The sequence below is a fragment of the Arthrobacter sp. 05T442 genome (assembly GCF_056395945.1).
Window position 1 is genome coordinate 631,599 of record NZ_JBFTKM010000001.1, and the last position, 26,810, is coordinate 658,408.

The 26,810-nt window shown below is 67.1% G+C and carries 28 protein-coding genes; 14 read left to right on the top strand and 14 right to left on the bottom strand.

The features are described from left to right. Positions 1-297: 297 nt before the first annotated feature. Positions 298-546 carry a putative acetyltransferase gene (locus tag AC1DES_RS02990; protein WP_476894169.1) on the bottom strand — a complete coding sequence of 83 codons (249 nt, stop codon included), beginning with the start codon at positions 544-546 and terminating at the stop codon, positions 298-300. 150 nt (positions 547-696) lie between these two features. Here AC1DES_RS02990 and fdxA point away from each other — a divergent pair, with 150 nt between their 5' ends. The 3 genes from fdxA to AC1DES_RS03005 all read left to right on the top strand — a co-directional run bounded on the left by fdxA (position 697) and on the right by AC1DES_RS03005 (position 3,697). Next, positions 697-1,023: a ferredoxin gene (gene fdxA / locus AC1DES_RS02995; RefSeq protein ID WP_476894170.1), complete on the top strand. Its 327-nt coding sequence runs from the start codon at positions 697-699 to the stop codon at positions 1,021-1,023. A 12-nt stretch (positions 1,024-1,035) separates the two neighbouring features. Beyond that, a complete protein-coding gene (dapC, locus tag AC1DES_RS03000; protein ID WP_476894171.1) occupies positions 1,036-2,184 on the top strand; it encodes a succinyldiaminopimelate transaminase in 1,149 nt (382 codons plus the stop codon). Between the two features lie 229 nt (positions 2,185-2,413). Continuing rightward, complete coding sequence (locus tag AC1DES_RS03005; protein ID WP_476894172.1) at positions 2,414-3,697, top strand: citrate synthase; 1,284 nt, start codon at positions 2,414-2,416, stop codon at positions 3,695-3,697. A gap of 75 nt (positions 3,698-3,772) precedes the next feature. Here the strand turns inward: AC1DES_RS03005 and galE are convergent, their stop codons facing one another. Beyond that, positions 3,773-4,786 carry a UDP-glucose 4-epimerase GalE gene (gene galE, locus AC1DES_RS03010; RefSeq protein ID WP_476894173.1) on the bottom strand — a complete coding sequence of 338 codons (1,014 nt, stop codon included), beginning with the start codon at positions 4,784-4,786 and terminating at the stop codon, positions 3,773-3,775. 114 nt (positions 4,787-4,900) lie between these two features. On the opposite strand from galE, the gene AC1DES_RS03015 reads away from it, so the two are divergent. After that, positions 4,901-5,596, top strand: a complete 696-nt coding sequence (locus AC1DES_RS03015; protein ID WP_476894174.1) for a TetR/AcrR family transcriptional regulator — start codon at positions 4,901-4,903, stop codon at positions 5,594-5,596. Between the two features lie 48 nt (positions 5,597-5,644). Continuing rightward, entirely contained in the window at positions 5,645-6,256 is a 612-nt protein-coding gene (locus AC1DES_RS03020) for a hypothetical protein (protein ID WP_476894175.1), read from the top strand. A 14-nt stretch (positions 6,257-6,270) separates the two neighbouring features. Here AC1DES_RS03020 and AC1DES_RS03025 read toward each other — a convergent pair whose 3' ends face one another. Both AC1DES_RS03025 and dapD read right to left on the bottom strand, forming a co-directional pair. Next, the gene (locus AC1DES_RS03025) at positions 6,271-7,122 is read right to left on the bottom strand and encodes a hypothetical protein (protein WP_476894176.1); all 852 of its coding nucleotides are present in this window, start codon (positions 7,120-7,122) and stop codon (positions 6,271-6,273) included. A gap of 92 nt (positions 7,123-7,214) precedes the next feature. Beyond that, the gene (gene dapD / locus AC1DES_RS03030; protein ID WP_476894177.1) at positions 7,215-8,225 is read right to left on the bottom strand and encodes a 2,3,4,5-tetrahydropyridine-2,6-dicarboxylate N-succinyltransferase; all 1,011 of its coding nucleotides are present in this window, start codon (positions 8,223-8,225) and stop codon (positions 7,215-7,217) included. Positions 8,226-8,287: 62 nt separating this feature from the next. Here dapD and dapE point away from each other — a divergent pair, with 62 nt between their 5' ends. Continuing rightward, on the top strand, positions 8,288-9,433 hold the full coding sequence (dapE, locus tag AC1DES_RS03035; RefSeq protein ID WP_476894178.1) for a succinyl-diaminopimelate desuccinylase: 1,146 nt from the start codon (positions 8,288-8,290) through the stop codon (positions 9,431-9,433). A gap of 103 nt (positions 9,434-9,536) precedes the next feature. Here dapE and AC1DES_RS03040 read toward each other — a convergent pair whose 3' ends face one another. The 4 genes from AC1DES_RS03040 to AC1DES_RS03055 all read right to left on the bottom strand — a co-directional run bounded on the left by AC1DES_RS03040 (position 9,537) and on the right by AC1DES_RS03055 (position 12,805). Beyond that, positions 9,537-10,388 carry an amino acid ABC transporter permease gene (locus AC1DES_RS03040; RefSeq protein ID WP_476894179.1) on the bottom strand — a complete coding sequence of 284 codons (852 nt, stop codon included), beginning with the start codon at positions 10,386-10,388 and terminating at the stop codon, positions 9,537-9,539. Further along, entirely contained in the window at positions 10,385-11,032 is a 648-nt protein-coding gene (locus AC1DES_RS03045; protein WP_476894180.1) for an amino acid ABC transporter permease, read from the bottom strand. Before AC1DES_RS03045 ends, AC1DES_RS03040 begins: the two co-directional genes overlap by 4 nt. Positions 11,033-11,094: 62 nt before the next feature. Continuing rightward, a complete protein-coding gene (locus tag AC1DES_RS03050) occupies positions 11,095-11,964 on the bottom strand; it encodes a glutamate ABC transporter substrate-binding protein (RefSeq protein ID WP_476894181.1) in 870 nt (289 codons plus the stop codon). An 85-nt stretch (positions 11,965-12,049) separates the two neighbouring features. After that, on the bottom strand, positions 12,050-12,805 hold the full coding sequence (locus AC1DES_RS03055; RefSeq protein WP_476894182.1) for an amino acid ABC transporter ATP-binding protein: 756 nt from the start codon (positions 12,803-12,805) through the stop codon (positions 12,050-12,052). 186 nt (positions 12,806-12,991) lie between these two features. On the opposite strand from AC1DES_RS03055, the gene AC1DES_RS03060 reads away from it, so the two are divergent. The 4 genes from AC1DES_RS03060 (at position 12,992) to AC1DES_RS03075 (ending at position 15,950) form a co-directional block, all read left to right on the top strand. Beyond that, positions 12,992-13,855 (top strand): LOG family protein, encoded by an 864-nt coding sequence (locus AC1DES_RS03060; RefSeq protein WP_476894183.1) that lies wholly within the window; start codon positions 12,992-12,994, stop codon positions 13,853-13,855. 35 nt (positions 13,856-13,890) lie between these two features. Further along, the gene (locus AC1DES_RS03065) at positions 13,891-14,247 is read left to right on the top strand and encodes a DivIVA domain-containing protein (protein ID WP_476894184.1); all 357 of its coding nucleotides are present in this window, start codon (positions 13,891-13,893) and stop codon (positions 14,245-14,247) included. 113 nt (positions 14,248-14,360) lie between these two features. Beyond that, positions 14,361-15,539, top strand: coding sequence for a hypothetical protein (locus AC1DES_RS03070; protein WP_476894226.1), 1,179 nt, complete (start codon positions 14,361-14,363; stop codon positions 15,537-15,539). A 231-nt stretch (positions 15,540-15,770) separates the two neighbouring features. After that, entirely contained in the window at positions 15,771-15,950 is a 180-nt protein-coding gene (locus tag AC1DES_RS03075; protein ID WP_476894185.1) for a DUF3117 domain-containing protein, read from the top strand. A gap of 78 nt (positions 15,951-16,028) precedes the next feature. Here AC1DES_RS03075 and AC1DES_RS03080 read toward each other — a convergent pair whose 3' ends face one another. Next, a complete protein-coding gene (locus AC1DES_RS03080; protein ID WP_476894186.1) occupies positions 16,029-16,661 on the bottom strand; it encodes an O-methyltransferase in 633 nt (210 codons plus the stop codon). 308 nt (positions 16,662-16,969) lie between these two features. Here AC1DES_RS03080 and sigE point away from each other — a divergent pair, with 308 nt between their 5' ends. The 3 genes from sigE to AC1DES_RS03095 all read left to right on the top strand — a co-directional run bounded on the left by sigE (position 16,970) and on the right by AC1DES_RS03095 (position 19,269). Next, positions 16,970-17,605, top strand: coding sequence for an RNA polymerase sigma factor SigE (sigE, locus tag AC1DES_RS03085; RefSeq protein WP_476894187.1), 636 nt, complete (start codon positions 16,970-16,972; stop codon positions 17,603-17,605). Positions 17,606-17,856: 251 nt separating this feature from the next. Next, on the top strand, positions 17,857-18,801 hold the full coding sequence (locus AC1DES_RS03090; protein ID WP_476894188.1) for a hypothetical protein: 945 nt from the start codon (positions 17,857-17,859) through the stop codon (positions 18,799-18,801). Positions 18,802-18,882: 81 nt separating this feature from the next. Further along, positions 18,883-19,269 carry a twin-arginine translocase TatA/TatE family subunit gene (locus AC1DES_RS03095; RefSeq protein ID WP_476894189.1) on the top strand — a complete coding sequence of 129 codons (387 nt, stop codon included), beginning with the start codon at positions 18,883-18,885 and terminating at the stop codon, positions 19,267-19,269. A 47-nt stretch (positions 19,270-19,316) separates the two neighbouring features. Here AC1DES_RS03095 and AC1DES_RS03100 read toward each other — a convergent pair whose 3' ends face one another. From AC1DES_RS03100 to AC1DES_RS03110, 3 genes are read right to left on the bottom strand one after another with little or no spacing between them, the layout of a single operon-like run. Beyond that, on the bottom strand, positions 19,317-20,459 hold the full coding sequence (locus AC1DES_RS03100; protein ID WP_476894190.1) for an Mrp/NBP35 family ATP-binding protein: 1,143 nt from the start codon (positions 20,457-20,459) through the stop codon (positions 19,317-19,319). An 11-nt stretch (positions 20,460-20,470) separates the two neighbouring features. Then, a complete protein-coding gene (locus AC1DES_RS03105; RefSeq protein WP_476894191.1) occupies positions 20,471-21,250 on the bottom strand; it encodes a DUF1003 domain-containing protein in 780 nt (259 codons plus the stop codon). Then, positions 21,231-22,514, bottom strand: coding sequence for a magnesium transporter MgtE N-terminal domain-containing protein (locus tag AC1DES_RS03110; RefSeq protein WP_476894192.1), 1,284 nt, complete (start codon positions 22,512-22,514; stop codon positions 21,231-21,233). Before AC1DES_RS03110 ends, AC1DES_RS03105 begins: the two co-directional genes overlap by 20 nt. Before the next feature lie 77 nt (positions 22,515-22,591). On the opposite strand from AC1DES_RS03110, the gene AC1DES_RS03115 reads away from it, so the two are divergent. Further along, complete coding sequence (locus AC1DES_RS03115; RefSeq protein WP_476894193.1) at positions 22,592-23,476, top strand: YflT domain-containing protein; 885 nt, start codon at positions 22,592-22,594, stop codon at positions 23,474-23,476. A gap of 87 nt (positions 23,477-23,563) precedes the next feature. On the opposite strand, the gene AC1DES_RS03120 is transcribed toward AC1DES_RS03115, so the two are convergent. Together AC1DES_RS03120 and AC1DES_RS03125 are read right to left on the bottom strand one after the other, a co-directional pair. Continuing rightward, entirely contained in the window at positions 23,564-25,147 is a 1,584-nt protein-coding gene (locus tag AC1DES_RS03120) for an aminopeptidase P family protein (RefSeq protein WP_476894194.1), read from the bottom strand. A 256-nt stretch (positions 25,148-25,403) separates the two neighbouring features. Beyond that, positions 25,404-26,510, bottom strand: a complete 1,107-nt coding sequence (locus AC1DES_RS03125; protein WP_476894195.1) for an IS110 family RNA-guided transposase — start codon at positions 26,508-26,510, stop codon at positions 25,404-25,406. Between the last annotated feature and the right edge of the window lie 300 nt (positions 26,511-26,810).

Sequence of the window (26,810 nt, forward strand, 5' to 3'; positions counted from 1 at the left end):
GCCCGCACCAGATTCACCCACAACTGGACATGTCCATCGTGTGCGGCAACGAATGGACATTGACGCGCCATGTCCGTTGCCGGTCACGGCGGGAGGGCATGTCCATTGGTGCGGGGGCGTTGCCGGTCACCGCGGGAGGACATGTCCATCGTGCGCGGCCACGAATGGACATTGACGCGCCATGTCCGTTGCCGATCGCGGCGGGAGGGCATGTCCATTGGTGCAGGGCGTGGGCCGGAACCCAGAGGAGGGCATGTCCCTTGCCGGTCGCCGCGGGAGGGCATGTCCACTGGCAGGTCAGGGAAGAGGCCGGCGGGGGGCCCGCCGTGGCGGGGGCGGGGGCACTTCTTTGGCGGCCACCACGAGCGCCAGCGCTATGTCGACGTCGGCGCGCCGGGTGCGGACCGTGCACTTGCCATCGGCCCGGCCCACGAGTTCGCCGAGCGCATCCGTCAGCCCGCCGTCGATCCTATACCTGACCACAACACGCGTACCGAGGGGGGCGCCGGACAGGAATTGCTGGGGAAGCGGCAATGGTGAGCTCACCCGTTCATAGTAAGACGCGCAGCGTCTATGACGCCCGGCTAGGTTCGCGGGAACAGGCTGGGAGATAATAGGCTCAAATGTCAGCAGCCCGGCGACAGGCCGGGGCAACTATCCGGCCGGTCGCCGGACAAACGTGGAGAGGCAAGGGTCGTGACCTACGTAATCGCGCAGCCGTGTGTAGATGTGAAAGACAAGGCATGTATTGAGGAGTGCCCCGTCGATTGCATCTACGAGGGTGAGCGTTCCCTGTACATCCACCCCGACGAATGCGTGGACTGCGGCGCCTGCGAACCGGTCTGCCCGGTGGAGGCGATCTACTACGAGGACGACACTCCCGAGGAGTGGGCCGATTACTACAAGGCCAACGTCGAATTCTTTGACGATCTGGGGTCACCGGGCGGCGCAGCGAAGGTCGGCAACACGCACACTGACCATCCCATGATTGCCGCCCTGCCGCCGCAGAACCAGGACAGCTAGGGCGGCGCGGCGGTGACCCCTGCGGTGCGCAGCTTCGGCCTCAGCCTGCCCGACTACCCGTGGGAGGCCATGGCGCCGTACCTCGCCCGGGCAGCCCGGCATCCCGGGGGAGCCGCGAATCTTTCGATCGGCACCCCCGTCGATCCCACGCCGGTCCTGGTGCAGGAGGCCCTGCGGTCCGCGGCCAACGCCCCCGGATACCCGACCGTCCACGGCACGCCCGCCCTCCGCGAAGCCATCGCAGGGTGGTTTGAACGCCGCCGCGGGGTGCCCGGACTGGATCCGCAGAACGTGATGCCCACCGTCGGCTCCAAGGAACTTGTGGCGTGGCTGCCGCTCCTGCTCGGACTGAAGCCGGGGGACGTCGTCGTCCGGCCCACCGTGGCGTACCCGACATATGACATCGGAGCCACGTTCGCGGGTGCCGAGCAGATTGCAGCGGACGACCTCGACGAGCTCGACCCCGCCACACGGTCCCGCGTCCGCCTGGTTTGGATCAATTCACCGGCCAACCCCACCGGCAGCGTCCGGGACCTCGCCTCTCTGCGGCGGATCGTCGGCCAGGCCCGCGAGCTCGGAGCCGTGGTCGCCTCGGACGAGTGCTACGCCGAACTCGGCTGGGGAGGGTGGGACGTCCAGCGTGGGGGAACGCCCGTTCCCAGCGTCCTGGACCCCGACGTTGCGGACGGCTCGCACGAGGGCCTGCTGGCCGTCTACTCGCTGAGCAAGCAGTCCAACCTGGCGGGTTACCGGGCCGCGTTCGTTGCCGGGGATCCGGACATCATGGCGAACCTGGTCAACAGCCGGAAGCACGCAGGCATGATCGTTCCGTATCCGGTCCAGGAAGCCATGCGCGTGGCCCTCGGCGACGACGCCCACGTCCAGGCGCAGAAAGACCTGTACCGCGGCCGCCGCGAAAGGATTGTGCCTGCCCTGCGAAGCTTCGGACTGGAAATCCACGAATCCCATGCGGGCCTGTATCTCTGGGCCACCGCGGGCGAAGCTACCTGGGACACCGTGGGCAGGCTCGCCGACCGCGGAATCGTCGTCGGGCCAGGCGTCTTCTATGGCGACGCGGGCAACGGATTCATCCGGGTGGCGCTGACCGCAAGCGACGAACGGATCGATGCCGCCGTTTCCCGGCTGGCGGCCGGGGCGTAACAATGCTGTGACACGTGCCACATCTGGGCACTTTTGGCCGGTTCCGGATGGCTTTGGATTAGTGCCACCCGGAAATCGCCGGTAGTTTTTAACTGACTATCAATGGTGGCTTTCCACAAGAAGGCAGCGCAGCCGTTGGAATTTGTGTCCAAGAACAGGTTCCGTGGGCGGCTTCACCAGAAGTTGGACCAGCTTTCTACAGAGGCCCCGACGCCTCAGAGGAGACTCCATGACTGAGACCACCAGCGCAACCCTGCGCCATGCCGGCGGCGAGCTCGAACTCCCGCGCATCAAGGTTGTAGAAGGAAACGAAGGCTACGACGTTTCCAAGCTGCTGAAGCAGACCGGCGCCGTAGCCTTCGACCCCGGTTTCATGAACACCGCGGCCACGACGTCGGCGATCACCTACATCGACGGCGACGCCGGTGTCCTTCGGTACCGCGGCTACCCGATCGAGCAGCTGGCCCAGCACTCGAGCTTCCTGGAAGTTTCCTACCTGCTGATCTACGGCAACCTGCCGACCGCCATCGAACTGGAAGCGTTTGACCAGCGGATCCGCCACCACACCCTGCTGCACGAGGAGCTGAAGGGCTTCTTCAGCGGCTTCCCCCGCGACGCGCACCCGATGCCGGTCCTGTCCTCGGCCGTGTCCGCGCTCTCCACGTTCTACCAGGACTCACTGGATCCCTTCAACGCCGAACAGGTAGAGGTTTCCACCTACCGGCTGCTGGCCAAGATGCCGGTCATCGCGGCCTACGCCCTGAAGAAGAGCATTGGCCAGCCCATGCTCTACCCGGATAACTCCCACAACCTCGTGGAAAACTTCCTGCGCCTGAGCTTCGGCCTGCCGGCCGAGCAGTACGAGGTGGATCCGGTCGTCGCCAAGGCGCTGGACCTGCTCCTCATCCTGCACGCCGACCACGAGCAGAACTGCTCGACCTCCACGGTCCGGCTGGTCGGCTCGTCCAACGCCAACCTCTTCGCCTCCGTCTCTGCCGGCATCAACGCCCTCTTTGGCCCCGCCCACGGCGGAGCCAACGAGGCCGTGCTGAAGATGCTGCGCCAGATCCAGGCCGACGGCACCAAGCCGGAAGACTACATGGAGAAGGTCAAGAACAAGGAGGACGGCGTCCGCCTCATGGGCTTCGGACACCGTGTCTACAAAAACTACGACCCGCGCGCCAAGATCGTGAAAGCCACCGCCCACGAGATTCTCACGAAGCTCGGCGGCAACGACGAGCTCCTGGACATCGCCTTGCGGCTCGAGGAAAAGGCCCTGAACGATGACTACTTCATCCAGCGCAAGCTCTACCCCAACGTGGACTTCTACACCGGCCTGATCTACAAGGCCATGGGCTTCCCGGAGAAGATGTTCACCGTCCTCTTCGCGATCGGGCGCCTGCCGGGCTGGATCGCCCAGTGGCGCGAAATGATCAGCGACCCCAACACCAAGATCGGCCGCCCGCGGCAGCTCTACATCGGCGAGCCGGAGCGCAACTACCCCTCCGTGTAATGCACTAAAGAACAGCAGCACGACGCCGGCCGCGCACCTTGAGAGGTGCGCGGCCGGCGTCGTTGAACGCGGGGATCAGCTGGTGTAGCCCATCGGGTTGTTCTTCTGCCAGCGCCAGTGGTCCTCGCACATCTCATCGACCGTCTTGGTCGTGGACCAGCTGAGATCGGCCAGGGCCGAGGACGCGTCCGCCCAGAAGGCAGGGAGGTCCCCGGGCCGTCGTCCGGTGACCTCGTGGGGGAGCGGACGGCCCGCGGCCTTTTCGAACGAGCGCAGCACCTCCAGGACGGACGTGCCTTTCCCCGAGCCGAGGTTCCAGCGGTACACGCCGGCCCGCTCCGCCACATGGTTCAACGCGGCGACGTGCCCGCCGGCCAGGTCCACCACATGGATGTAGTCGCGCAGGCAGGTGCCGTCCGGGGTGTCGTAGTCGCCGCCGAACACCATGAGCTTCTCGCGCCGGCCCACGGCCACCTGGGCGATGAACGGTACAAGGTTGTTGGGGATGCCCTGCGGGTCCTCGCCGATCCGGCCGGAGGGGTGCGCGCCGACCGGGTTGAAGTAGCGCAGGAGGGCAATGTGCCAGCGGGTATCGGCGGCGCCGAGGTCCGAGAGGATGTCCTCGATCTGTTCCTTGGTCCGGCCGTACGGATTGTTGGCGCCGATCTCCATCTTCTCGATGTAGGGAATCGGGTTGTGCTCGCCGTAGACCGTGGCCGAGGAACTGAAGACGATGGAGCGGACAGCGTGCCGGTCCATCACGCGGAGCAGGTTCAGGGTGCCCACGAGGTTGTTGTGGTAATACCTGAGGGGCTCCCGGACGGACTCCCCAACGGCTTTGAGGCCTGCGAAGTGGATGACGGCGTCGATCGCGTGTTCCGCGAAGACGGCGTCGATGGCGGCCTCGTCGACCAGGTCCACGTGGTGGAAGACGGCGGGCTTGCCGCTGAGCTCGGCGACCCGCCGGAGCGACTCCTCACTGGAGTTCACCAGGTTGTCGATGACCACCACGTCATGGCCGGCTTCCTGCAGGGACAGGACAGTGTGCGAACCGATGTAGCCGGTGCCGCCAGTAACCAAGATTTTCATGCCCCTACGCTATCCCAAACCGGAGGGCGGCTTTCCGTGTGACGGCCAGTGCAACCGTGCCGCCGGCCGGTGCGCCTTACGGGGGGTCACGCACATCCGTGCTAAAAAAGTCCAGTGCCAAAATTTGTCGACGCCCCACTCCGGCGCCAGGAAGTAGTCGAAGCGGTCTTCCGCATCATCGCAGTGGACGGGCTCGAACGGGCGTCCTTCCGGGAAGTGGCGGACGAGGCGGAACTGGCGGTGGGATCCGTACGCCACTATTTCGCGAGCAGCGATGAACTGCTCACCCACTCGTTTGGCGTGGTCGTGGACCGGATCGTCGGCCGTCTCGCCGCCGCGGAGGCTCACCTGGCGGCCCTGCCGCCGGGTACGGCCGAACACCGCGCAGGCGTGTTAACCCTGCTGGGTGAATTTCTTCCCCTGGACGAGGACCGCGCCGTCGATGCCTGCGTCTGGATGGCCTTCAAGAACGCCGCGCGGACCAAACCCTTCCTGGTGGCTGAGGCCGACCGCAGCCATCGCGCCGTAGCAGCGATCGTCGGGCGGCTCGTGATGGAGCTTTTCGCCGCCCCCGCCGCGGAAACGGCGGCCGAGGACGAGCCCCCTTCTGCAGGCGTGAAGGCCGAAATGGAGGGCAGCGATCAGCACCGGCTGGTCACTGAGGCCGAGCGGCTGCTGGCCACGTTGGACGGGCTCACGATGCATGCCCTGCTGCAGCCGGAATGGATGACTGCCCAGGTGTGCAAAGATGTGCTGGAAGCCCACGTGGCGAGCCTGGCAGCCAGACTGCCAGCCATTACCGGGCCTTAGCTTCGGGAATACACTGGGATCGTACGTCTTGCCAAGGGAGGCAATTGGATGCACCACACAGGCGGGCCTGGCTGGCGGATCACTATGGACACGTCCGGTCCCATGCTCATTGCGCTTTACGTCCGTGACGCAGCCGGCCTGAACAGTGCCGGACAGCCGGCGCTGAGCCCCGTGGCACCGAAAATACGCGCCTCCGACCATTCGAACCTCATCGCGGAGGTAGGCGGTGCCCCTGCCCTGAAAACCGAGTGGGAGGCGTGGTGGGAGCAGCTGTTGAAGGCCCATCCCGAAATGTCGCCCGAGCTGGGCCCGCCTGGCTTCCGCGCGTTCAGCAATTCCCCGGCGCTCAGGCGGGTGCTGCAGGCGCACTTCGGCGCTGCGCTGACGTGGGCCCGCGAACGACGGGGAGAATATGTGGGCCTCGAAGCGGAGCGGGAAGCCAGCGGCGCCGCACAACTGCTCGCCGACATGGTGGATGACCGGCTGCTTGAGGTGGGCCGTCCCGCCCGGGACTTCACCCTGACCATCATCGAGCTGCCGTTGGCGGAGCCGCGGGCCTGGTACCTTGAGCCGGACAAGATCATCATGAGCCACGAGCTGCTGTCCCAGCCGGAGCTGTTCCGGAGTTACGTGCAGCCCGTGGTCGACCTGCTCGTCTGACCGGGCCGGTCCAGCTAGCCTGCGGGCGGGCTGGCGACCGTGACCCGGACCTGCCCTGCCGGCACCTGGGATGATTGCCAGCCGTTGCGCGACTGCCGGTTCCAGTCGCGGCCGTCCACCTGGACGTCGGTGATGGAGAGCGGTTTCGCGTTGGCCACAGCCCACTGCGCCACGGCCCAGGCCTGCGTCCCGTCGGCGTCCACGAGCAGCGTCTTGCCGTCGGCAGACGCCGGCAGGTCCCCGAAGGACGCCGTCAGCGCCTCCTGAACGACGGCGGGATCGCCGCCGGCGTCCGCTGCGCGCAGCGAGCAGTCGAGGCCGGCGGCCGCCTGGCCGCTCAGCGCGGAAGCAAACGCACGGGCCATCCCCTCGTGTTGGGCATAGGCGCCGGGGTAGGCCGAGTGCTGGACCTGCTGCGCGGCCGCCGTGATTTCCAGCGACTGGTAGCCGGGGACTTTTACGAGGGCATCGTAGAACGCGTTGGTGGCGTGGTAGGGGTCCATCACCTGTTCGGCTGTGCCCCACCCCTGGGAAGGCCGCTGCTGGAACAGTCCCCGGGAATCCGGGCCCGCCTGGTCCCCGTGGCTGATGTTGCGCAGTTTGGATTCCTGCATGGACGTGGCCAGCGCGATGCTCGCGGCCCTGGCCGGGAGTCCGCGCTGGACGGAGACGGCCGTGATGAGGGCGGCGTTGGCTGCCTGGTCGGTGGCGAGGTCGTCGCCGCCGCTGCCCACGGCTGTGCAGCGCTCGGTAATCAGTGCGTCCGAACGCTGCAAAACGGCCACCGCCGTGTAGATCCCGCCCACGACCATCACAAGGGTCAGCAGCAGCACGATCCGGCGGCGCCAGCTCCCTCTTCGTGCCACGAAACTACTCCCTCGGGCCCTTGCAGGCCGCATCATCCCTCGTGCGTTCCCGGCCAGGCCAGGCGAGTGGCGGGCGGCTGCCCGCCGCCGTATCAGTTGGCGTGCAGGTCCTGGTTGAGCTCCACCGTCTGCCCCTTGCGGGGAAGGGCTTCGACGGCACCGGTGGCGGAGTTACGGCGGAAGAGCAGGTTGGGGACGCCGGAAAGCTCCACGGCCTTGACCACCCTGGAGGTGTCCTCGCCGTCGGCGTCCCGGGGCCCGACCACGCGCACGCGGGTTCCGGCGGTAACGTAGAGACCTGCCTCCACCACCGAATCGTCGCCGAGGCTGATGCCCACGCCGGAGTTGGCGCCCAGGAGTACGCGCTCGCCCAGCGCGATCTTCTCCTTGCCGCCGCCGGACAGGGTCCCCATGATCGAGGCGCCCCCGCCGACGTCGGACCCGTCGCCGGCGACGACGCCCGCCGAGATGCGGCCCTCGACCATGGACGTGCCGAGCGTGCCCGCGTTGAAGTTCACGAAGCCCTCATGCATGACGGTGGTTCCTGCGGCCAGGTGCGCGCCGAGGCGGACGCGGTCGGCGTCGGCGATCCGGACCCCGGACGGAACGACGTAGTCCACCATCCGCGGGAACTTGTCCACGCCAAAGACCGTTACGGCGCCGCGCTTGCGCAGGCGGGCCCGGGTCAGCTCGAAGTCCTCCACGGCGGCGGGCCCGAAGTTGGTCCACACAACGTTGGGGAGCTTGCCGAAGATCCCGTCAAGGTTGATCGTGTTGGGCTGGACAAGCCGGTGGGAGAGCAGGTGCAGCCGGAGGTAGGCGTCCGCCGTGTCTGCGGGCTCCTCGTCGAGGTGGATCTGGACGAAGACGACTTTCTGCTCGGTGCCGCGGTCGGGGTCTGCGCCGCCGGCAGCGATGTCGAGCAGCGACTGGTCCGCGTTGTCCACGTCGCGGAGGTTCTCCGCCGCGATTCCGAGTGCCGGGGCCGGAAACCAGACGTCCAGCACGGTGGCGACGCCTTCGCGCGTGGAGACTGTGGCCACTCCGTAGCCATAGGCGGAGCGGGCGTCGGCGGGCACAGCGGAAGCGGCAGTTTCAGTCATGGCCCAAGTCTAACGAGCGCGCCCGCGGGGACCGAAACCCAAGACGCGGATAAAGTGGAACGGTGACTGCCCCGGACTCCCAAGCCCCTTCCCGCGCCAATGCCCCCGCACGCCTGGACCTCCGCCAGGATGTTGCCCTGCTCACGGCTGCCCTGATCGACATCAACAGCGTCTCCGGCAGCGAAACGGAACTGGCCGACGCCGTCGAGCATGCCCTCCGGACCATTCCGCAGCTGCAGCTGGTGCGCGACGGCGACTCCATCATCGCCCGCACCGACCTGGGCCGCGCCGAGCGGGTCATCCTGGCAGGGCATCTCGATACCGTGCCGCTGCCCACCACGGACGGCTCCCTCGGCACCGTCCCCTCCTACTGGCCCTCGGGGGCGCCCGGCGAAGGCATCCTGTACGGCCGCGGCGCCACCGACATGAAAGGCGGCGTCGCGGTGCAGCTGGCACTGGCCGCGGTGTTCGACGGCGGTGCGGAGCCGGACAAGGACGTCACCTTCGTCTTCTACGACCACGAGGAGGTCGAGGCGGTGAAGAGCGGGCTCGGCCGGCTGGTACGCAACCACGGCGGGCTGCTGGGCGGCGACTTCGCGATCCTGCTCGAGCCTACCGACGGCACGGTCGAGGGCGGGTGCAACGGCACCATCCGTTTTGAAGCGACCACGCTCGGCGAAGCCGCCCACTCGGCCCGGGCCTGGATGGGGAGCAACGCCATTCACGCCGCGGCTCCGATTCTTGAACGGCTGGCCGCCTACGAGCCGAGCACCGTTAACGTCGATGGACTGGATTACCGCGAAAGCCTGAACGCCGTGAAGATCAACGGCGGCACGGCCGGCAACGTCATCCCGGACCGCTGCGTCGTGGAGATCAACTACCGCTTCGCCCCGGACAAGACCCCGGACGAGGCCGAGCAGCACGTGCGGGAACTCCTGGCTGGCTTCGACGTCGTCCGGACCGACAGCGCCGCCGGCGCGCGGCCCGGGCTGAACCACCCCGCTGCCGCGTCCTTCGTCGCTGCCGTCGGTGCCGAGCCGAAACCGAAATACGGCTGGACCGACGTCGCGCGCTTCAGTGAGCTGGGGATCCCTGCGGTGAACTTCGGGCCCGGGGACCCGCTCCTGGCGCACAAGGACAACGAGCACGTCGAGGCGGACGCGATCCGGGCCTGCCTGCAGGCGCTGCGGCGCTGGCTGAGCCTCTGACACAGCGCAAGGCAAACGGCCCGGAACCTTCCGGTCCGGGCCGTTTGCTTGACCTGCAGCCGTGGAGTCGCTGCCTGCGGGACGCTGAGTTGCCTGCGGGAAGCTACACCTCTGCCGGGACGCTGGCCGCCGGGATGATGGCGGCGCCCGGCTTGCGGGAAAGCCGCCGCTCCAGCCATTTGGCGATCGCGGCCAGGATCAGGCACATGCCGACGTACAGGACTCCGGCGACGATCGCCGCCGGGATGATCGGGGAACCGTACTGTATCTGGCTGCCGAAGTATTTCGCCTGGAAGAGGATCTCGTTGTAGGTCACAATGAACCCCAGCGCGGTGTCCTTCAGGATCACCACGAGCTGGGAGATGATCACCGGGAGCATGGAGCGGACGGCCTGCGGGAGCAGGATGCTGGTCATGACAGTGCTCTTGGACAACCCGATGGCATAGCCGGCCTCGCTCTGGCCTCGCGGCAGGGATTCGATGCCGGCCCGGAAGACCTCGGCCAGGACGGACCCGTTGTAGAGCACCAGTCCGGCGACGACGGCGGTGAACGGCGTGATCCCCTGGACGCCCACGGTCGGCAGGCCGTAGTAGAAGATCATCATCAGGATCAGCAGCGGTACTGCCCGGAAAAGCTCCGTGAAGCCGTAGCACGGGAGGCTGATCCAGCGGCGGTCCGAAAGGCGCCCGAACGCCAGGAAGACGCCCAGCACCAGGCTGAGGACGGCTGCGGTGCCGAACGCGGCCAGGGTGGCTCCGACGGACTGGGCGATGGTCTGCTGGACCAGGGGGAATGTGAACAGCTGCCACTTCTTGGCCTCGAACTGGCCGCTCTGGGCGAACCGCAAAACGACGAAGCCGACGATCAGCAGGATCACGAGGGCAGTGACGACCCCCAGGATGCGGTACCGTGAACGGGCTTTGGGCCCGGGAGCGTCGAAAAGAACGGAACTCATCGGGCAACCTTCCACTTCTGTTCAAGCTTTCGCTGCAGTGCGGAAAGGATGAGTACGAGGACGATGAAAACGAGCGCGATCCACAGGAGCCCGGTCAGTGCCGGCTCGCCGCGCTCGGAGAGGTTTGCCCGGATGGCTCCGGCCTCGAAAACGGAGAAACCTGCTGCAACCGTCGTGTTCTTGAGCAGGGCGATGAACACGCTGAACATCGGCGGGATCACGGCGCGGAAGGCCTGGGGCAGGATGACGAGGGTCAGCGTCTGCGTGAACGGCAGGCCGATGGCGCGGGCGGCTTCGGCCTGCCCCACTGGGACGGTGTTGATGCCGGACCGGACAGCCTCTGCCACGTAGGTTGCGGTGTAGAGGCTCAGGCCGATGATGGCCGCCGTCATGAAGTCGATGGGTACCAGCCCGAGCTTCGGATAGCCGAGGGCGAAGAAGAAGAGCACCAGGGTCAGCGGCGTATTGCGCACCACATTGACGTACAGCGTTGCCGCCGCGCGCATGGCGGGAACGGGCGAGACGCGCAGGGTGGCGACGACGGTGCCGAGGATGAGCGCAAAGATCGCGGAGATGAAGAAGAGTATGAGCGTGTTCCGGAACCCCGTCACGAAAAGGTCCGAATTGTTCAGCAGCGTATTCACAGAATCGTCGCTTTCAGCAGGTGTTGAGGGGGCGGCACTGCGGCCGCCCCCTCAGCGTCGGTTTAGTAGTTCTCTACTGCGGGCTGCTGGACCTTGGTGCCCGACTGGCCCAGGGTCTGGTCGTAGAGCTTCTGCCACACGGTGCCGCCGTCGGTGAACGTCTTGTTGACGAACTGGCGCAGCGCCGTGTCGCCCTTCTTCAGGCCGACACCATACTTCTCAACGGTGAACGGCTGGCCGACAACCTTCAGGCTGTCCGGCTCCTGGGCGGCGTAGCCGAGCAGGATGGCCTGGTCGGTGGTGACGGCGTCGACCTGTCCGCTCTTCAGGGCCTCGACACACTGCGAGTAGGTATCGAACTCGGTGGTCTTCGTGCCCGGGAAGTTGGCCTTGATGTTCTGGATGGGCGTGGAGCCGGTGGCCGAGCAGACGTTCTTGCCCGACAGGTCCTTTTCGCTGTTGATCGTGGAGTTGTCCTTCTTCACCAGCAGGCCCTGCCCGGTGACGAAGTAGGGGCCGGCGAAGTCGATGAGCTGCTTGCGCTTGTCGGTGATGGAGTAGGTGCCGACGTAGTAGTCGATGTCACCGTTGGTGATCGCCGACTCGCGGTTGGCGGACGGGATCGGCTTGAACTCGATCTTGTCCTTGCTGATGCCAAGGGACGCAGCGATCCATTTGGCGATTTCGATGTCGAACCCGGTGTATTCGCCGGTGGCCGCGTCCTTGAAACCAAGGCCGGGCTGGTCCTGCTTGACGCCGATCCGTACCTTGCCGCTGGATTTGATGGCGTCGAAGGTGGGGCTGCCGGAAATCGAGACGTTGTCGGCGACCTTGTACGGCGCCTGCTCCGTGCTGGTCGGGGAGGCGCCGCCGCCGGTTCCGCCGCAGGCGCTGAGGGAAAGAGCCAGCGCCGCGGTTGCTGCGACCAGCATCGGCCTTTTCCGGGTAAAGAATTTTTTCATCAGGTACCTTTCATTGGGCGGCCGCCGCGCGGCGGCCGGAGAATGCTTTGTACTTCTAGTGCGTCAGCAGCTTGGACAGGAAGTCCTTCGCCCGGCTGCTCTTGGGGTTCGTGAAAAATTCCTCGGGGCTGGCGTCCTCGACGATCTGGCCGTCGGCCATGAACACCACGCGGTCCGCGGCCTTGCGGGCGAAGCCCATCTCGTGCGTGACCACGATCATGGTCATGCCTTCCTTGGCGAGCTGGACCATGACGTCCAGGACTTCGTTGATCATTTCCGGGTCGAGGGCCGACGTCGGTTCGTCGAACAGCATGACCTTGGGCTTCATCGCCAGGGCTCGGGCAATCGCGACGCGCTGCTGCTGGCCGCCGGAGAGCTGCGCCGGCAGCTTCGGGGCCTGGTGGCCGACGCCGACCCGCTCCAGCAGGGCCATGGCATCCCGGTCGGCATCTGCCTTGGAGACACCCTTGACCTTCACGGGGCCGAGCGTGACGTTCTCGAGGATCGTCTTGTGGGCAAAGAGGTTGAACGACTGGAAGACCATCCCGACGTCGGCCCGCAGCTTGGCAAGTTCCTTGCCTTCCTTGGGCAGTTCCTTGCCGTCGATGCGGATCACGCCGTCGTCGATAGTCTCGAGCCGGTTGATGGCGCGGCACAAGGTTGACTTGCCGGAACCCGACGGGCCGATGACAACGACAACCTCGCCCTTGCGGACGTTAAGGTTGATGTCCTTCAGGACGTGCAGCTGGCCGTAATGCTTATTGACGGCATTCAGGGAGACGAGCGCATCGCCGGGCACTTGAGTAGTCATAAGAAGAATCTAGCGAACATTAGCCGTATATGACCGCTATCACGGGGATTCGTGCAGATCGTGATTCAAGAGATACCTGCAGGTCAGGCTGTTCCTGCGGCGGCGCCATGCCTGCCGCGGGGCGCACGCCGCATCCGGACGGGCCCGCCGCGCCGGACCGGCCGGGGCCGGGTTCCGCGCTAGCCTATGGGCATGAGTACCGATCCGCAGCGCAGCCCAGAGCCGGACCCCGCCGGCAAGCCCCCCCGCGAAACCCGGGACACGTCGCCGCCCAACGGGATACGCCACAAAGGCCCTTTGGAGCTGCGGCGCAAGCAGGCCAAAGTCACCATGTCCGACCAGACCCTGCTTGACACGAAGGGCCCGGGCCAGTTTGTCCACACCGACCCATGGCGCGTCCTGAGGATCCAGAGTGAGTTCGTGGAAGGCTTCGGCGCTCTCGCCGACCTCGGCCCGGCGGTCAGCGTGTTCGGCTCCGCCCGCACCGTGCCCGGCAGCGCCTACTACGATCTCGGCGTCGAGGTGGGCCGCAAGCTGGCTGAAGCCGGCCTTGCCGTCATCACCGGCGGCGGACCGGGGTCGATGGAAGCCGCCAACAAGGGCGCCGTCCAGGGAAACGGCGTATCCGTGGGCCTGGGAATCGAACTGCCCTTTGAGCAGGGCATGAACCAGTGGGTGGACCTGGGCATCAACTTCCGCTACTTCTTCGCCCGCAAGACCATGTTCGTGAAGTACGCCCAGGGCTTCATCGTCCTTCCCGGCGGCCTCGGAACCCTTGACGAGCTCTTCGAAGCAATGGTCCTGGTCCAGACGCGCAAGGTGACGTCCTTCCCGATCGTGCTGCTCGGAACGGTCTTCTGGAGTCCCATGCTCGACTGGATCCGCAGCACGCTGGTGGCGGAGGGGATGATGTCGGCGGAGGACCTCGATCTGGTCCAGCTCGTGGATGATCCGGCGCAGGCCGTGGAGCTTGTCGTAGAGGGCGCCGCCCGGCACCGCAACCCCAACGGCGGCACCACCAACGGAAACGGCAACAGCGCGCGGGCCTGATCCGCCGGGCCGCCGTCGTCTGGCACGATGGACTGGTGAGTCTCTTCCTGGTCTTCCTTGCGATTGTGCTGATTGGCGGCGCCGTCCTTCTCGGCACCGGCCCGGCGTCGAAAATCCTCCGCCGGGGCCGGCGCCGGGACGGCAGCCAGCCCTTCGAGGACGGCTTCGACGAGCCGGTCGCCTCCCTGCCTCCCGTCCTCCTGCCCGCCGACGCCGAACCGTCGGACATTGACCAGCTCCGCTTCGCCGTTGGACTGCGCGGCTACCGCATGGACCAGGTGGACCAGGTGCTTGATGAGTTGCGGGACCAGATCGCCGCCAAGGACCGCAGGATCGAGGACCTCGGGAAGGAAGTGGAGCGCCTGGCCCCGCAGCCGGAGCAGCATCCTTGAACGACCTGGACAACCTGAACGACCCAGGAACCGTCCCGGGAGCGTTTGAGGCCCGCCCGCCGCGGGGGCTCAACGCGGCGGCTTGGAGCCGCCTGGCAGCGTTTGGCGCCAGGATGGCGCGGTGGCCGTGGTGGGCGCAGGCGGGAGGGCTCTACGTCGCGGCCCGGTTCGTCAGTGCCTGCATTTTCGCGGCCGCGGCGCTGCATCAGGGCGTGAACCCGTGGTTTCCCGCCCAACCCGACTACTGGAATTTCATCAACATCTGGGACGCCCGCTGGTACGGCGAAGCCCTGCAGAACGGCTATCCGGACATTCTGCCCACCGACGGGGCCGGGAACGTCCGGGAGAACGCCTGGGCCTTCTACCCGCTGTTTCCCGTGCTGGGAAGGGTGCTGACGGGGCTGACCGGGATGGCCCCGGCGTGGTCGTTGACGGTGATCGCCATGGCTTCCGGGCTCGGCGCCGCCCTGGTGGCCTACCGCATCTTCCGGCACAAGGCCAGCCACCGCACAGCGTTGTGGGGGACCGTGATGTTTTCGTCCTTCCCCGTCGCGCCGGTGCTGCAGGTGCCGTATGCGGAGTCCCTGAATCTCCTGCTGCTCGGCACCGCACTCTTGTTCGTGCTGCGGCGCCGGTATCTGTGGGCCGTGCCGGCGGCGCTGCTGATGGGCCTGTCACGGCCCACGGGGGTTCCCTTCGCGGCCATGGCCGGGCTGCTTCTGCTCTTCCGCCTGTGGGAGCGCTACGCGGCGGACCGCCGCCGAGGGGACGCCCACACCCGTTCGCAGCTCTGGTCCCTGGCCGGGCTCACTGTGGCGAGCGGCATCGGGGCCCTGGTATGGCCAGCCATCGCGTGGGCCGTCACCGGCGATATGGCGGCGTACACCAAGACCGAAGCCGTCTGGCGGGGTCACGACCTCGTGCCCTTCAAACCGTGGTTTGACGCCGGAATCCTCCTCTTCGGACCGGCTCTCGGAGTCCTGGCACCCTTTGCGGTCGTCGCTGCATTCATGCTGTTGATGATGTCCCGGCCCGTGGTGGCGCTGGGGACCGAGCTGAGGCTGTGGTGCAGCTGCTACATGGGCTATCTCCTGGTGTTCCTGTACCCCCAGACAAGCACATTCCGGATGCTGCTGCCGTTGTTTCCGCTCGCCCTCAGCGCGGCCTGCCTCTCACGGTCCCGCGCGTACCGCGGCACGGTGGTCATCATGTTCGTGCTGCTTCAGATCGTCTGGATCGTGTGGCTGTGGGCGTGGGCGCCGCTGCCGGGCGGCGGGGACTATCCGCCGTGACCCGCAACACCTTTACCGGGCGCCGGCCCGGTTTTCCAGGGCGCGCGGGAAAGTCCAACGATTAGCTCCGGGGGGCTTGTTACGCGATAATAGACGATAAGCAAGGACAAGAAGCAAACTGAGTTTAAAGCTACGGCGCCGTCCCGGCGGCCGCCGGGCAGCTTGTTTGACCAAGCGGACGCAGCCCGGCCGGGCTGGTAAGTCACGGGACTAATGGAGGGGATATTCCTTATGGCGGCTATGAAACCACGCACCGGCGACGGCCCTATGGAAGTGACGAAAGAGGGACGCAGCCTGATTATGCGCGTCCCGCTCGAAGGCGGGGGGCGGCTCGTGGTCGAGCTTAACGCCGCAGAAGCGGCAAACCTGAAGGAATGCCTTGTCGGCGTCACCGAAGTGGTCTCGCGCTAAAAGAGCTTCGCAAAGGGGCGGGTCCCGCAGCCAGTGGCTGCGGGACCCGCCCCTTTTTGGATGTCCGGCTGTCGTTGCCTACTTCTTGACCGCGATCAGCAGCCCGTCACCGGTGGGCAGCATGGCTGACGCGAGGCGCTCGTCGTCGCGGATGGACTTGCCCACCTGGCGCAGCACAGCGGTAGTGGTTTCCCGTGCTGCCGGATTGGCCACGCGGTCCTTGTCCAGAGCATCGTTGAGGACCAGCAGACCGCCGGATTTGAGCAGCCGGATGGCCTGTTCGACGTAGCTGGGGTAGTTCGGCTTGTCGGCGTCGATGAAAACGAGATCGTACGCCCCGTCGGTCAGTCGGGGGAGGACATCGCCTGCCCGGCCGGAGATGGTGCGTGTACGGTTGGCCGGGCTGCCGGCTTCCTGGAACGCTTCACGTGCGGCCTTCAGGTGTTCGACGTCGACGTCGATCGTCGTGAGGACGGCCTGCGGGCCCAGCCCTCGCAGGATGCACACGCCCGACACGCCGGCTCCGGTTCCGATCTCCACAGCCGTCTGCGCTTTGGACGCGGTGGCCAGGACGGTGAGCACCGCCCCAACGCCAGGGCCGATCGGCGTCACGCCAAGTTCGAAGGAGCGTTCACGCGCGTGCAACAGGACCTCATCCTCGGCAGGCAGATCTTCTGCGTAGGACCAGCTCGTGGACTTGTCGGCGCTCATGGGTATCGCTTTCTGGGCGGCAGGGGAGTGTTCCTTACAGCGTACTGTGTCCGGCGCGGCCGGGCCGGGAGGCGGCGCAGCCGTGGCCCAGCCAACGGATCGTGCCCCGACGGCGGGCCGGTGCGCGGCTGGTCCGGGACGGTTGCGCCGTCGGCGGAATGGGCATCCCGGGTCAGGAAATTCACAGCTTGTTTTGAAATGATGGGAGTCCGCTCATCCGCGTGGTGATCGGCGTCGAATCAAGGGTGCGGGGCCTGTTTCAGCAGGCGCCGTCCAGGCGTAAGTACCATCCACGAGGGGAGCGGACGATGTCGGTACTGGCAGATGTCCCGTCAACTGAAGAGACCCAGGCCGCGGCGGAAGCCGAATGGGTGCGGCCGACGTGGGAAGAAGTGGTGACCAACCACTCCGCCAAGGTTTACCGCCTTGCGTACCGGCTGACCGGTAACAAATACGACGCCGAGGACCTGACCCAGGAGGTCTTCGTCCGGGTCTTCCGCTCGCTGGAGAATTTCAAGCCCGGCACACTGGACGGCTGGCTGCACAGGATCACCACGAACCTGTTCCTGGACCAGGCACGGCGGAAGAGCCGTATCCGCTTCGATGCGCTCGCCGAGGATGCCGAGTCGCGGCTTCCCGGACGCGAGCCCGGCCCTGAGCAAAGTTTCGAATTCAACAACCTGGACATCGATGTGCAGGCTGCCTTGGAGGATCTGCCGCCGGACTTCCGCGCCGCCGTCGTGCTCTGCGATCTCGAAGGCCTGTCCTACGATGAGGTGGCTGTCGCGCTGGGCATCAAGCTTGGAACCGTGAGGTCGCGGATCCACCGCGGCCGGACGATGCTCCGGGAGAAGCTTGCGCACCGGGATCCGCGGCCGAAGCCATCCTCGAAGCAATCGCTCAAGCCGCGGCTGAAGATACCGCGCATCGCCGGCCTCCTCTGAAAAAGGCGATGGGCCTGTTCAAACGCCTGCTGGGCGGGGCGCGGTGCGGACGGACGCGGCGGGGCCGCATTGCAGGTGGGATCTTCCCGGGCCGGCGGCGGACCGGGGGCGACCACGGCCATCTTGAGTCGTGTGCCCAGTGCCGCGCGCAACAGCAGCGCGAACGCCAGTATTTGGAGCGCCTGCGCGAGGCGGTCGTCCCCGAAGCAAGTGATGACCTGACGGCGCGTTTGCTGGCACGGACACAGCAATTGGCAGCCGAGCGGCAAGCCCGGGAACCTGCGGCTCTGGACCGGGGGAATCCCCCTGACGATCGCGTCTCCGCCGCCCTCTTGGCCGGCGGGGCCGCGGCCGCACTGGCCCTCATGGCCGGCACCGCCTACCTGATGGGCGGTGATCCCTCGCCTGCCGCGGGCGGCACGGAGACACCGGCCTTTTCCAGCTTCACACAGCAGGACGCGCCCGCAGCGCTGGTCTCCGGTGGATCGCCGGCAGCAGGGGACGCCAGGAAGGCCAGCCTCCCCGGGGAAGCCGGACCCGGGGCAGGGATCGGCCTAAGCCTCAGCGGCGAGCCGGACCTGGCGCCCGCAGGGGCGCTCACCACCGGCCAGCTCGCGACGCTCCGTTCCCAGGGCTGGACGTGCCCCGAGCTGCGGGAGCTTGGCTTCCACATGATCTGGGCCCGCAGCGGCGTCGTGTCCGGTGAGGACGTCCTGGAGCTGCGCCTCACCGACGGCCGGCACTTCGCCACCGTCCTCGAACAGCACGGTGCCCTGCTCCCGCAGCGTCCCCCGGCCCGGCAGCCGGCCCAGCAGGGGGCCACGCCGTCCTCCGCTGTCAACGGGCTGCCGGGCTCCGGCCGGCCGCCCGGCGGGCCGCCTGTCAACATCCTCACGGGGCACACCGCTGCGGCTGACGGTTTCACCGTGGCGGGACCGGACGGTCCTGGCCGCGTCGCGGAACGGGCCGGCGGCAGCCTCTGGGTCAACACGGCAGCGCCCTACCGGGCCATCTACCAGACCGCCACGGTCACCTTCACTTACGTGTCGGATCAGCCGGCCACGCAGGCCGGCGACGGCGTGGCTGCCCTCATCAGGTCCCGCGCCGGCACCGCCGGGGACGCGCCGGCGCCGGGCGGAGTGCCGGAGCGAATGGAACGCGGACTTGGCAGGCTCCTGGGGATGCTGGCCCCATGACGGACCGGTCCCCGGCGGAGGGCCGGCGCCTGGAGCTGCGCGAATCGTCGCCGGCCCGACCGAGAGGGTAATCTTCCTAAAGTGCTTGGAATCAACGGACCGGAGTTCATTCTTCTGCTGATCATCGGCCTTCTGGTGATCGGTCCCAGCAGGCTGCCCGAATACACGCAGAAACTTGCCAACATCGTCAAGGAAGTCCGCCGGATGGCGTCCGGTGCGCGCGAACAGATCAAGGAAGAAGTCGGCATCGACATCGATGATGTCGACTGGAAGAAGTACGATCCCCGGCAATACGATCCGCGCAGGATCATCAAGGAAGCGCTGCTCGAGGACGACACGAAACCGATGAGTGCCGGGGCTCCGGCAGCGGTGCCCGCCACGGCGGCTGCGGCCGACCAGCGCCCTGCCCGTGTGGTCGAACGCCTGCCGGACGGCGAGCCGGCGCCCTTCGACTCAGAGGCCACCTAGGCCCGGGGACCTGGCGGACCGGACCACCGGACCATCACCGTCTTGAGTCAGCGCGGCTGCAGCCCGAGTGAGATGCCTTTCAGTCCGCGGGGGACCGACGCGAGTTTCCCCGCGATCCCAGCCAGGGCCTTGGCTGCCGGCGTCTCCGGACGGTCCAGCACCAGCGGCATCCCGGCGTCCCCGCCCTCCCGCAACAGGATATCCAGCGGGATCTGACCGAGCAGGGGGACATCGGCCCCTACTGCTGCCGAGAGGCGCGCGGCGAGCACGGCGCCGCCACCGCTGCCGAACAGCTCCAGCCGGCCGCCGTCGGGCAGCTCCAGGTAGGACATGTTCTCCACGACGCCGGCCAGGGTCTGGCCTGTCTGGGTGGCGATGGTCCCGGCGCGCTCGGCCACATCCGCGGCGGCCGCCTGCGGGGTGGTTACGACCAGGATCTGAGCCTTCGGCAGGAGCTGGGCCACCGAGATGGCGATGTCCCCGGTCCCCGGGGGCAGGTCAAGGAAGAGGGCATCCAGGTCGCCGAAATACACGTCCGTGAGGAACTGCTCCAGAGCCCGGTGAAGCATCGGGCCGCGCCAGGCCACGGGCTGGTTTCCGGTGACGAACATGCCGATGGAGATGACCTTGACCCCGAAGGCCACGGGCGGGAGGATCATGTCGTCCACCCGGGTGGGTGCCTGGGTGATGCCCATCAGTGCCGGGACGGAGAAGCCATAGACGTCGGCGTCCACGATCCCGACGCGCAGCCCCTGCGCGGCCAGGGCGCAGGCCAGGTTCACGGTCACGGACGATTTGCCCACGCCGCCTTTCCCGCTCGCCACGGCATACACTTTCGTCAGCGAGCCGGGCTCGTTGAAGGGGATTCCGCGCTGCCCGCCGGCGCCGCGCAGCTGCTCCTTGAGGGCGTCCCGCTGTTCCTGCGTCATGACCAACAGTTCGACGTCGACGGCGGTGACGCCCGGCACGGCGGCGAGGGCGGCCTCGCAGTCGCGGGTGATGGTGCCCCGCAGGGGGCAGCCCGCAATGGTCAGGAGCACGGTGATCCGGACCCTGCCGGCGTCGGAAACCTCCACCGACTCGACCATGCCCAGCTCCACGATCGGCCGGCGGAGCTCAGGGTCGATCACGGTGGCAAGTGCCGCGTGCACGGCCCCTTCCAGGGAAGCGCGGTCCAGCGGGGTGCTCATGCGATGAATGCTCAGCTCTCGGGGAAGGTGCGGTGCGCGGGCAGACGGGCGGGGTCGGCAGGGGGCCCGGGCGGGTTCTCTTTGGCGTCCGCTGGCGGGGCCTCCCGCTTGCTGCCGGATTTGACGCGCGGGATTTGCTGCGTCCGCGGGCTGCGCTGCTTGTCGCGCCGCTCCTTCATCTTTTCCTTGACCTTGTCCCGCGGGGTCTCGTGGACGCCGGCGGAAGGATCATGGGTGCGCAGTTCCTCCTGCGCTTCCAGCATGTCCTCCAGCAAACTGCGCAGCTCTGCGCGGACGTAGTCGCGGGTGGCGACCTCGCGCAGGGCGATCCGCAGGGACGCGAGTTCCCGCGTGAGGTATTCGGTATCGGAGAGGTTGCGTTCGGCCCGCTGGCGGTCCTGCTGGAGCGAGACGCGGTCCCGGTCATCCTGCCTGTTCTGGGCCAGCAGCAGCAGGGGGGCCGCGTAGGAGGCCTGGAGCGAGAGCATCAGGGTCAGCAGGGTGTAGCCGAGCGCCTGGGAGTCGAATTGCCACTCCTTCGGCGCGAACGTGTTCCAGAGCAGCCAGAAGACGCAGAAGATCGTCATGTACACCAGGAACGTCGGCGTGCCCATGAACCGGGCGAAGCCCTCGGTGGCGTGGCCGAAGGCGTCCGGGTTCGGGGAGAACTTGGGCAGGATCCGCGCACGCCCGCTCAGGGGGGTGTCGAGGCTGCCTTTGCCGGTCGTCCTGCTGCCCGGCCGGACGCCGGAGGTTTTGGGGGTGCTGTTATCAGCCAACGCGGCCTCCAAGCTTCCTTATCGGGGCGTCGTCCTCGTGGGCGCGCCAGTCATCGGGCAACAGGTGATCCAGCACGTCATCAACAGTCACCGCCCCCACAAGCCGTCCGTCGCTGTTGACGACGGGGAGCGAGTTGAGGTTGTAGGTGGCCAGCGTGCGGGCCACTTCACTAATGTGCGCCTGGTCCGAGACCGGCTCCAGAGTCTTGTCCACGAGGTTGCCCAGCGGTTCCGGCGGCGGGAAACGCAGCAGCTGCTGGATGTGCACGACGCCCAGGAACCGTCCGGTGGGCGTTTCGAGCGGGGGCCGGGCGATGAAGATCGACGATGCCAGCGCGGGGGAGAGTTCCTCGCGGCGGACATGGGCCAGTGCCTCGGCGACGGTGGCTTCGGGCGGCAGGATGACCGGGACGGGTGTCATCAGGCCGCCTGCGGTGTCCTCGTCGTATTCGAGTAGCCGGCGGACGTCTTCGGCGCCTTCGGGTTCCATCAGCTGGAGCAGTTCCTCGGCCTGTGCGCTGGGGAGCTCGGCAAGGAGGTCGGCGGCGTCGTCAGGGTCCATTTCCTCCAGCACGTCCGCGGCACGGTTGACGTCGAGGGCGGAGAGGATCTCGACCTGGTCGCCTTCGGGCATCTCCTGGAGGACGTCGGCGAGCCGTTCGTCCTGAAGCTCGCTGGCGACTTCAAAGCGGCGTTTGTCGCTCATTTCCTGGAGCGCTTCAGCGAAGTCGGCCGGCTTGAGGTCCTCGTGCGTGGCGACGAACTGGGTGGCGGCCTGGGGCTCGGTGCGGGCGCCCTGCTGGGCATCGGCCCAGTCGATGATCATGGTCTCGTTGCGGCGCAGCCTGCTCAACGGGGAGAGGGAATGGCCGCGGCGGACGAAGAGCTTGCTGACGAACCAGTCGCCGGAGCGGTGCCTGTCCATCGCGATGTCCTCGATGGTGGCATCGCCGCTGCCGTCAGCAAGCGTCACCCGGCGGTCGAACATTTCGGCAACGACGAGGGTCTCCGCCCCGCGCTGCTCAAAGCGGCGCAGGTTCACCAGGCCCGTGCAGATGATCTGGGTCTGGTCGATCGAGGTGATCCGGGTCATCGGGACGAACACACGCTTCTTACCGGGGACCTCGACGACGATGCCTACCACGTGCGGGGCGCCCCGGGTGCCGCGGGAGAGCACCACGACGTCACGCAAACGGCCCAGGCGGTCGCCCAGCGGGTCGAAGACATCCAGTCCGAGGAGTCGCGCAACAAACACGCGCGAAAGATTTGTGCTCACCTGTACAGGCTACCGAGTCTGCTCTCTTTTAGCTGAATTTACAGCCGCCCACCAGCCTGATGGGTGAGAATGGGCGTATGTCAAACATTTTTGGTGCTCCGAGAGCCGGTGCCCCCAACGGCCCGGACGAGGCCCGCACCGTCCCCAAGGGTGACGTTGTCGGCTCCTACTACTCCTATTTGGATGCCCAGAAGGCGGTGGACTATCTGGCGGACCAACAGTTCCCGGTGCAGATGGTCTCAATTGTGGGCAACGATCTTAAGACGGTGGAGCGGGTGACCGGACGGCTCACCTATCCCCGTGTGGCGCTCTCCGGCGCGCTGAGCGGCATGTGGTTCGGCCTGTTCGTCGGCGTCATGCTGTCGTTCTTCTCGCCCACCGGCGGTTACTTCTCGATTGTGACCTCGGTGCTGATGGGGGCCGCGTTCTTCATGCTCTTCGGCATTGTCACGTACGCGATGCAACGCGGAAAGCGTGACTTCACGTCGACGAGCCAGGTGGTGGCGACGAACTACGACGTCGTGGTGTCCTTCGAGGCCGCCGGCGAGGCGCGGCGCCTGCTCCACCAGCTCCCGATGACCCAGCGTGACGCGTCCGCGGCGGGTGCCGCAGGATACCCGCAGCACGACTACCGGGGGCAGACGCCCCCGCAGGGTCCGCAGTACCCCGGCCCGCAGGGGCATGCCCCGCAGCGGCCGGCGGGCTGGAATGATCCCTACGGACAGAGGACGCCGGAGGCCGGCAACCAGCCGGCCGGGCAGCATGACGGCGCACCCCAGCCGGGCCAGGGAGCCCAGGCGGCGGCGCCGGTGCAGGCGGCTGAGCCCGGACAACGGACGTCCGGGGTCAGCTACCCCGACCTTCCGGACGGCAGGCCCCAGTACGGGCTCCGGGCATCCGACGTGCAGAAGTCGCAGCCGGCCAGCGACGAGCGCCAGCCTCAGGACGGCACCCAGCCGTAAGCTCCCGGATTCCGGGCCGCCAATCCCCTCACCAACAAGTTGACCCCCGCCGGATCCATCCGGCGGGGGTCAACTTGTTGGGACGAGCTACGGCGTCTGGCCGTCGGCTTCCTGGTAGATCCCTGCCATCCAGGACTCGACGTCGTCCGCCTTGCGCGGCAGCGCGGCGCTGAGGTTGACCGGGCCCTGGGCCGTCATGAGGATGTCGTCCTCGATGCGGACTCCGATGCCGCGGTATTCCTCGGGAATGCCAAGGTCCTCGTTCTTGAAGTACAGGCCAGGTTCGATCGTGAACACCATGCCCGGGACCAGGACGCCGTCCAGGTACAGTTCCCGTTTGGCCTGGGCACAGTCGTGGACGTCCAGGCCGAGGTGGTGGCTGGTGCCGTGCGGCATCCAGCGGCGGTGCTGCTGGCCTTCGGTGCTGATGGCTTCCTCGACGGAGACCGGCAGGAGGCCCCACTCGGCGAGCCGTTCCGCGAGCACCGTGGTGGCGGCGGTGTGGATGTCGCGGAACCTGGTGCCGGGCTGCGCTGCGGCAAAGCCGGCGTCGGCGGCGTCGAGCACTGCCTCATAGACCTTGCGCTGGACGTCCGAGAACGTCCCGTTGGCGGGCAGGGTGCGCGTGATGTCCGCCGTGTACAGCGAGTCCGCCTCGACGCCGGCGTCAAGGAGCAGGAGTTCGCCGGCAGTGACCTTGCCGGTGTTCCGGGTCCAGTGCAGGACGGTGGCGTTGTTGCCTGAGGCGGCGATGGTGTCGTAGCCGAGCTCGTTGCCTTCCTCCCGGGCGCGGGCGAAGAATGCCCCTTCCACGACGCGCTCGCCGCGGTGGTGGGTCAGTGCCCGCGGGAGGGCTTTGACGACCTCGGTGAAGCCCTGCACGGTCGCCGCGACGGCGGTCTTCATCTGCTCGACTTCCCACTCGTCCTTGAGCAGGCGCAGCTCGGAAAGTGCCTCGGTGAGCTTTTCGTCGAGGGCGTCGAGGACTCCGAGGTCCAGGTTTTCGGGGTCTTTGGCGGTGTTGTACCGGGCGGTGTCCACCAGCGCATCGATGTTCTCGTCGACCTTGCGGACCAGCCGGATGGAGATGCCGCCGATTTCGGGGGCGCCGACGTTCTTGGTGATCGCCGTTTCGAGCCCGCTGATGTCCGCGGTTTCGAGGCCGAGCCGGGCATGGAATTCAGCAAGGGTGGGGCGGGCGCCGATCCAGAACTCGCCGGAGCGTGAGTCGGCGTAGAACTGCTCGGTATCCCGGCCTGCGAGCGGGCGGAAGTAAAGCGTCGCGCGGTGGTTGCCGCCGTCGTCGCCGGTGCCCTCGGCCACTGGTTCGAGGATCAGGACGGCATCCGGCTCATGGTCCAGGCCCAGGCCGGTGAGGTGCGCGAAGGCCGAATGCGGGCGGAAGCGGTAATCGCAGTCGTTCGAGCGGACCTTCAGCGGGCCGGCGGGGATGACCAGGCGTTCACCTTTGAACTGGCCGGAAATGGCCCGGCGCCGGGCGGCGGTGTGGCCGGCGACAGCGTCCCGTTCGGGGAGCTGCTGCTGGGACGGCGCCCAGTTACTGGCCATGAAAGCCTTGAAGGCGTCGGAAGTGGGCCGCTGGGAGCGGTTGTTGACGCGCTCGTCCAGGGGCTGGGAAGCGGAGACTTGGGTGTTATCTGCATCGTTCACCGTCCCATAGTCTCATCAGCTGCACGGCCTAGGCCAACAGGCACGCGCCGCCGGAGAGCGGCAGTCAACTGATATGTAGATCCGGTTGTCAATAGCCATGGATGAGCGGCTCCTGGGTTTTGTTCCCGGGGGCCGCTCATCGTGTGCCAGGCCGGTTGTGGCGTTTTGAGTGGTGGCGAGTCGTTTTCGACTGGCAGTGTCAGACTGATATTTGCTGCCACCGCACTTGCATCAGGTCCCGGGGGCACGTTCGGGGTCAGGCCGCGGTCATGCGTTCTCCCTGCTGGAGCGGGGCGGCCAGGGACCAGCACCAGCCGGCGAGCTCGCGGGCGATCGCGGTGTTGGCCTTGACGGACATTTTGTGGCGCTGATCGAAGACGTCCCACTTGTGGTAGAGCCGGTGGTTTCCTTCCAGGGCGCGGATGCGGGTTGCCGGGCCAACGTGGTCGAGCTGGCGCAGGAGCCGTTCCCCGGGCCGGGCATAAGGGCGCCGGTGCTGCCAGGCAGCTTCGATCAGGAGTTTACGGGCATAGGTGTTGCCGGCTTTGGTGATCGGGCCCTGGTGCCGGGACTGTCCGGAAGAGTTCTCACTGGGCACCAGCCCGAGGTAGGAGCCGATGGATGAACCGGTGAAGCGCGTCCAGTCCCCAATCTCCACGGCCAGCCCGAACGCGGTCGTGATCTGGATGCCCCGCAGACACATCAACGCCTCAATCACCGGGGTGTAGCGGCAGTCCGCGGCCGTGGCGGCGACCTGCTTGTCAATCCTCTTGAGGTGCCCGGCGAGCAGCTCCGCTTGCTCGACATCGGACTCATAGGTGAACTGCAGCGCCGGTTCATCAAAGTCCTGGCGGTGCAGCCACCGGCTGTGTTCCTGCGTCCATCTGGTCTCACCGGGGTAGCGGATGCCGTGGCGCAGCAGGATCGCGTTCACTTGCTGACGGGTGTGCGCGAGGTCCCTGGCCGTGCCCGAGCGCAGCCTGGACAAGTCTCTGAGGGCCTCTTCCTCCGGGTCCGGGATGCGCACCTCGGTGACCGAGCCGACGGCGAGCATCTCGGCCAGCACCCGGGCGTCGCGCCGGTCGGTTTTGATCCGGTCCCCGGGGGCGCGGAGCAGTTTCGAGGACGCCGCGATCACGCAGTTAATGCCGGCAGCCTGCAAGTAGCGGGCCAGGACGAATCCCGTCGGACCTGACTCGTAGACGACCTTGACCGGCGGCTCGAACCGGCGGACCCACTCCAGCACCGTCGCCGGGTCAGCGGCCATGGTGTGGTTACTGATCTCTCCGGTGGCCGGGTTCAGCGCATGTCCCACGACGTTGGCCGCGTGAACATCCAGACCAATGAAAGTATGCTCAAACATAGCCGGGACCTCCCAAACTTCACATGTGGCACTACCATTGCACCCCCCGACGAGCCCTCAGGCCAAGGGAGCCGTTAATGGCAACCCACGGACCCTGTGAAACAGAAGGCCCCGGCCTCTTGCCGTCACGTGGCCCCGTCCGGGGTAAAGGACATCACCGCCGGGATCAGGCCCCGCAGCGCCGCCCACCACGCAGAGGGCACGGATTACACCAAGCCGGCGCTGCCGGGACCGTCCGGCGATAATGGCCGGTCCCGGACGGGGCTGGGCCCCGCACCCCTCACTTCATATCGTCTAGGC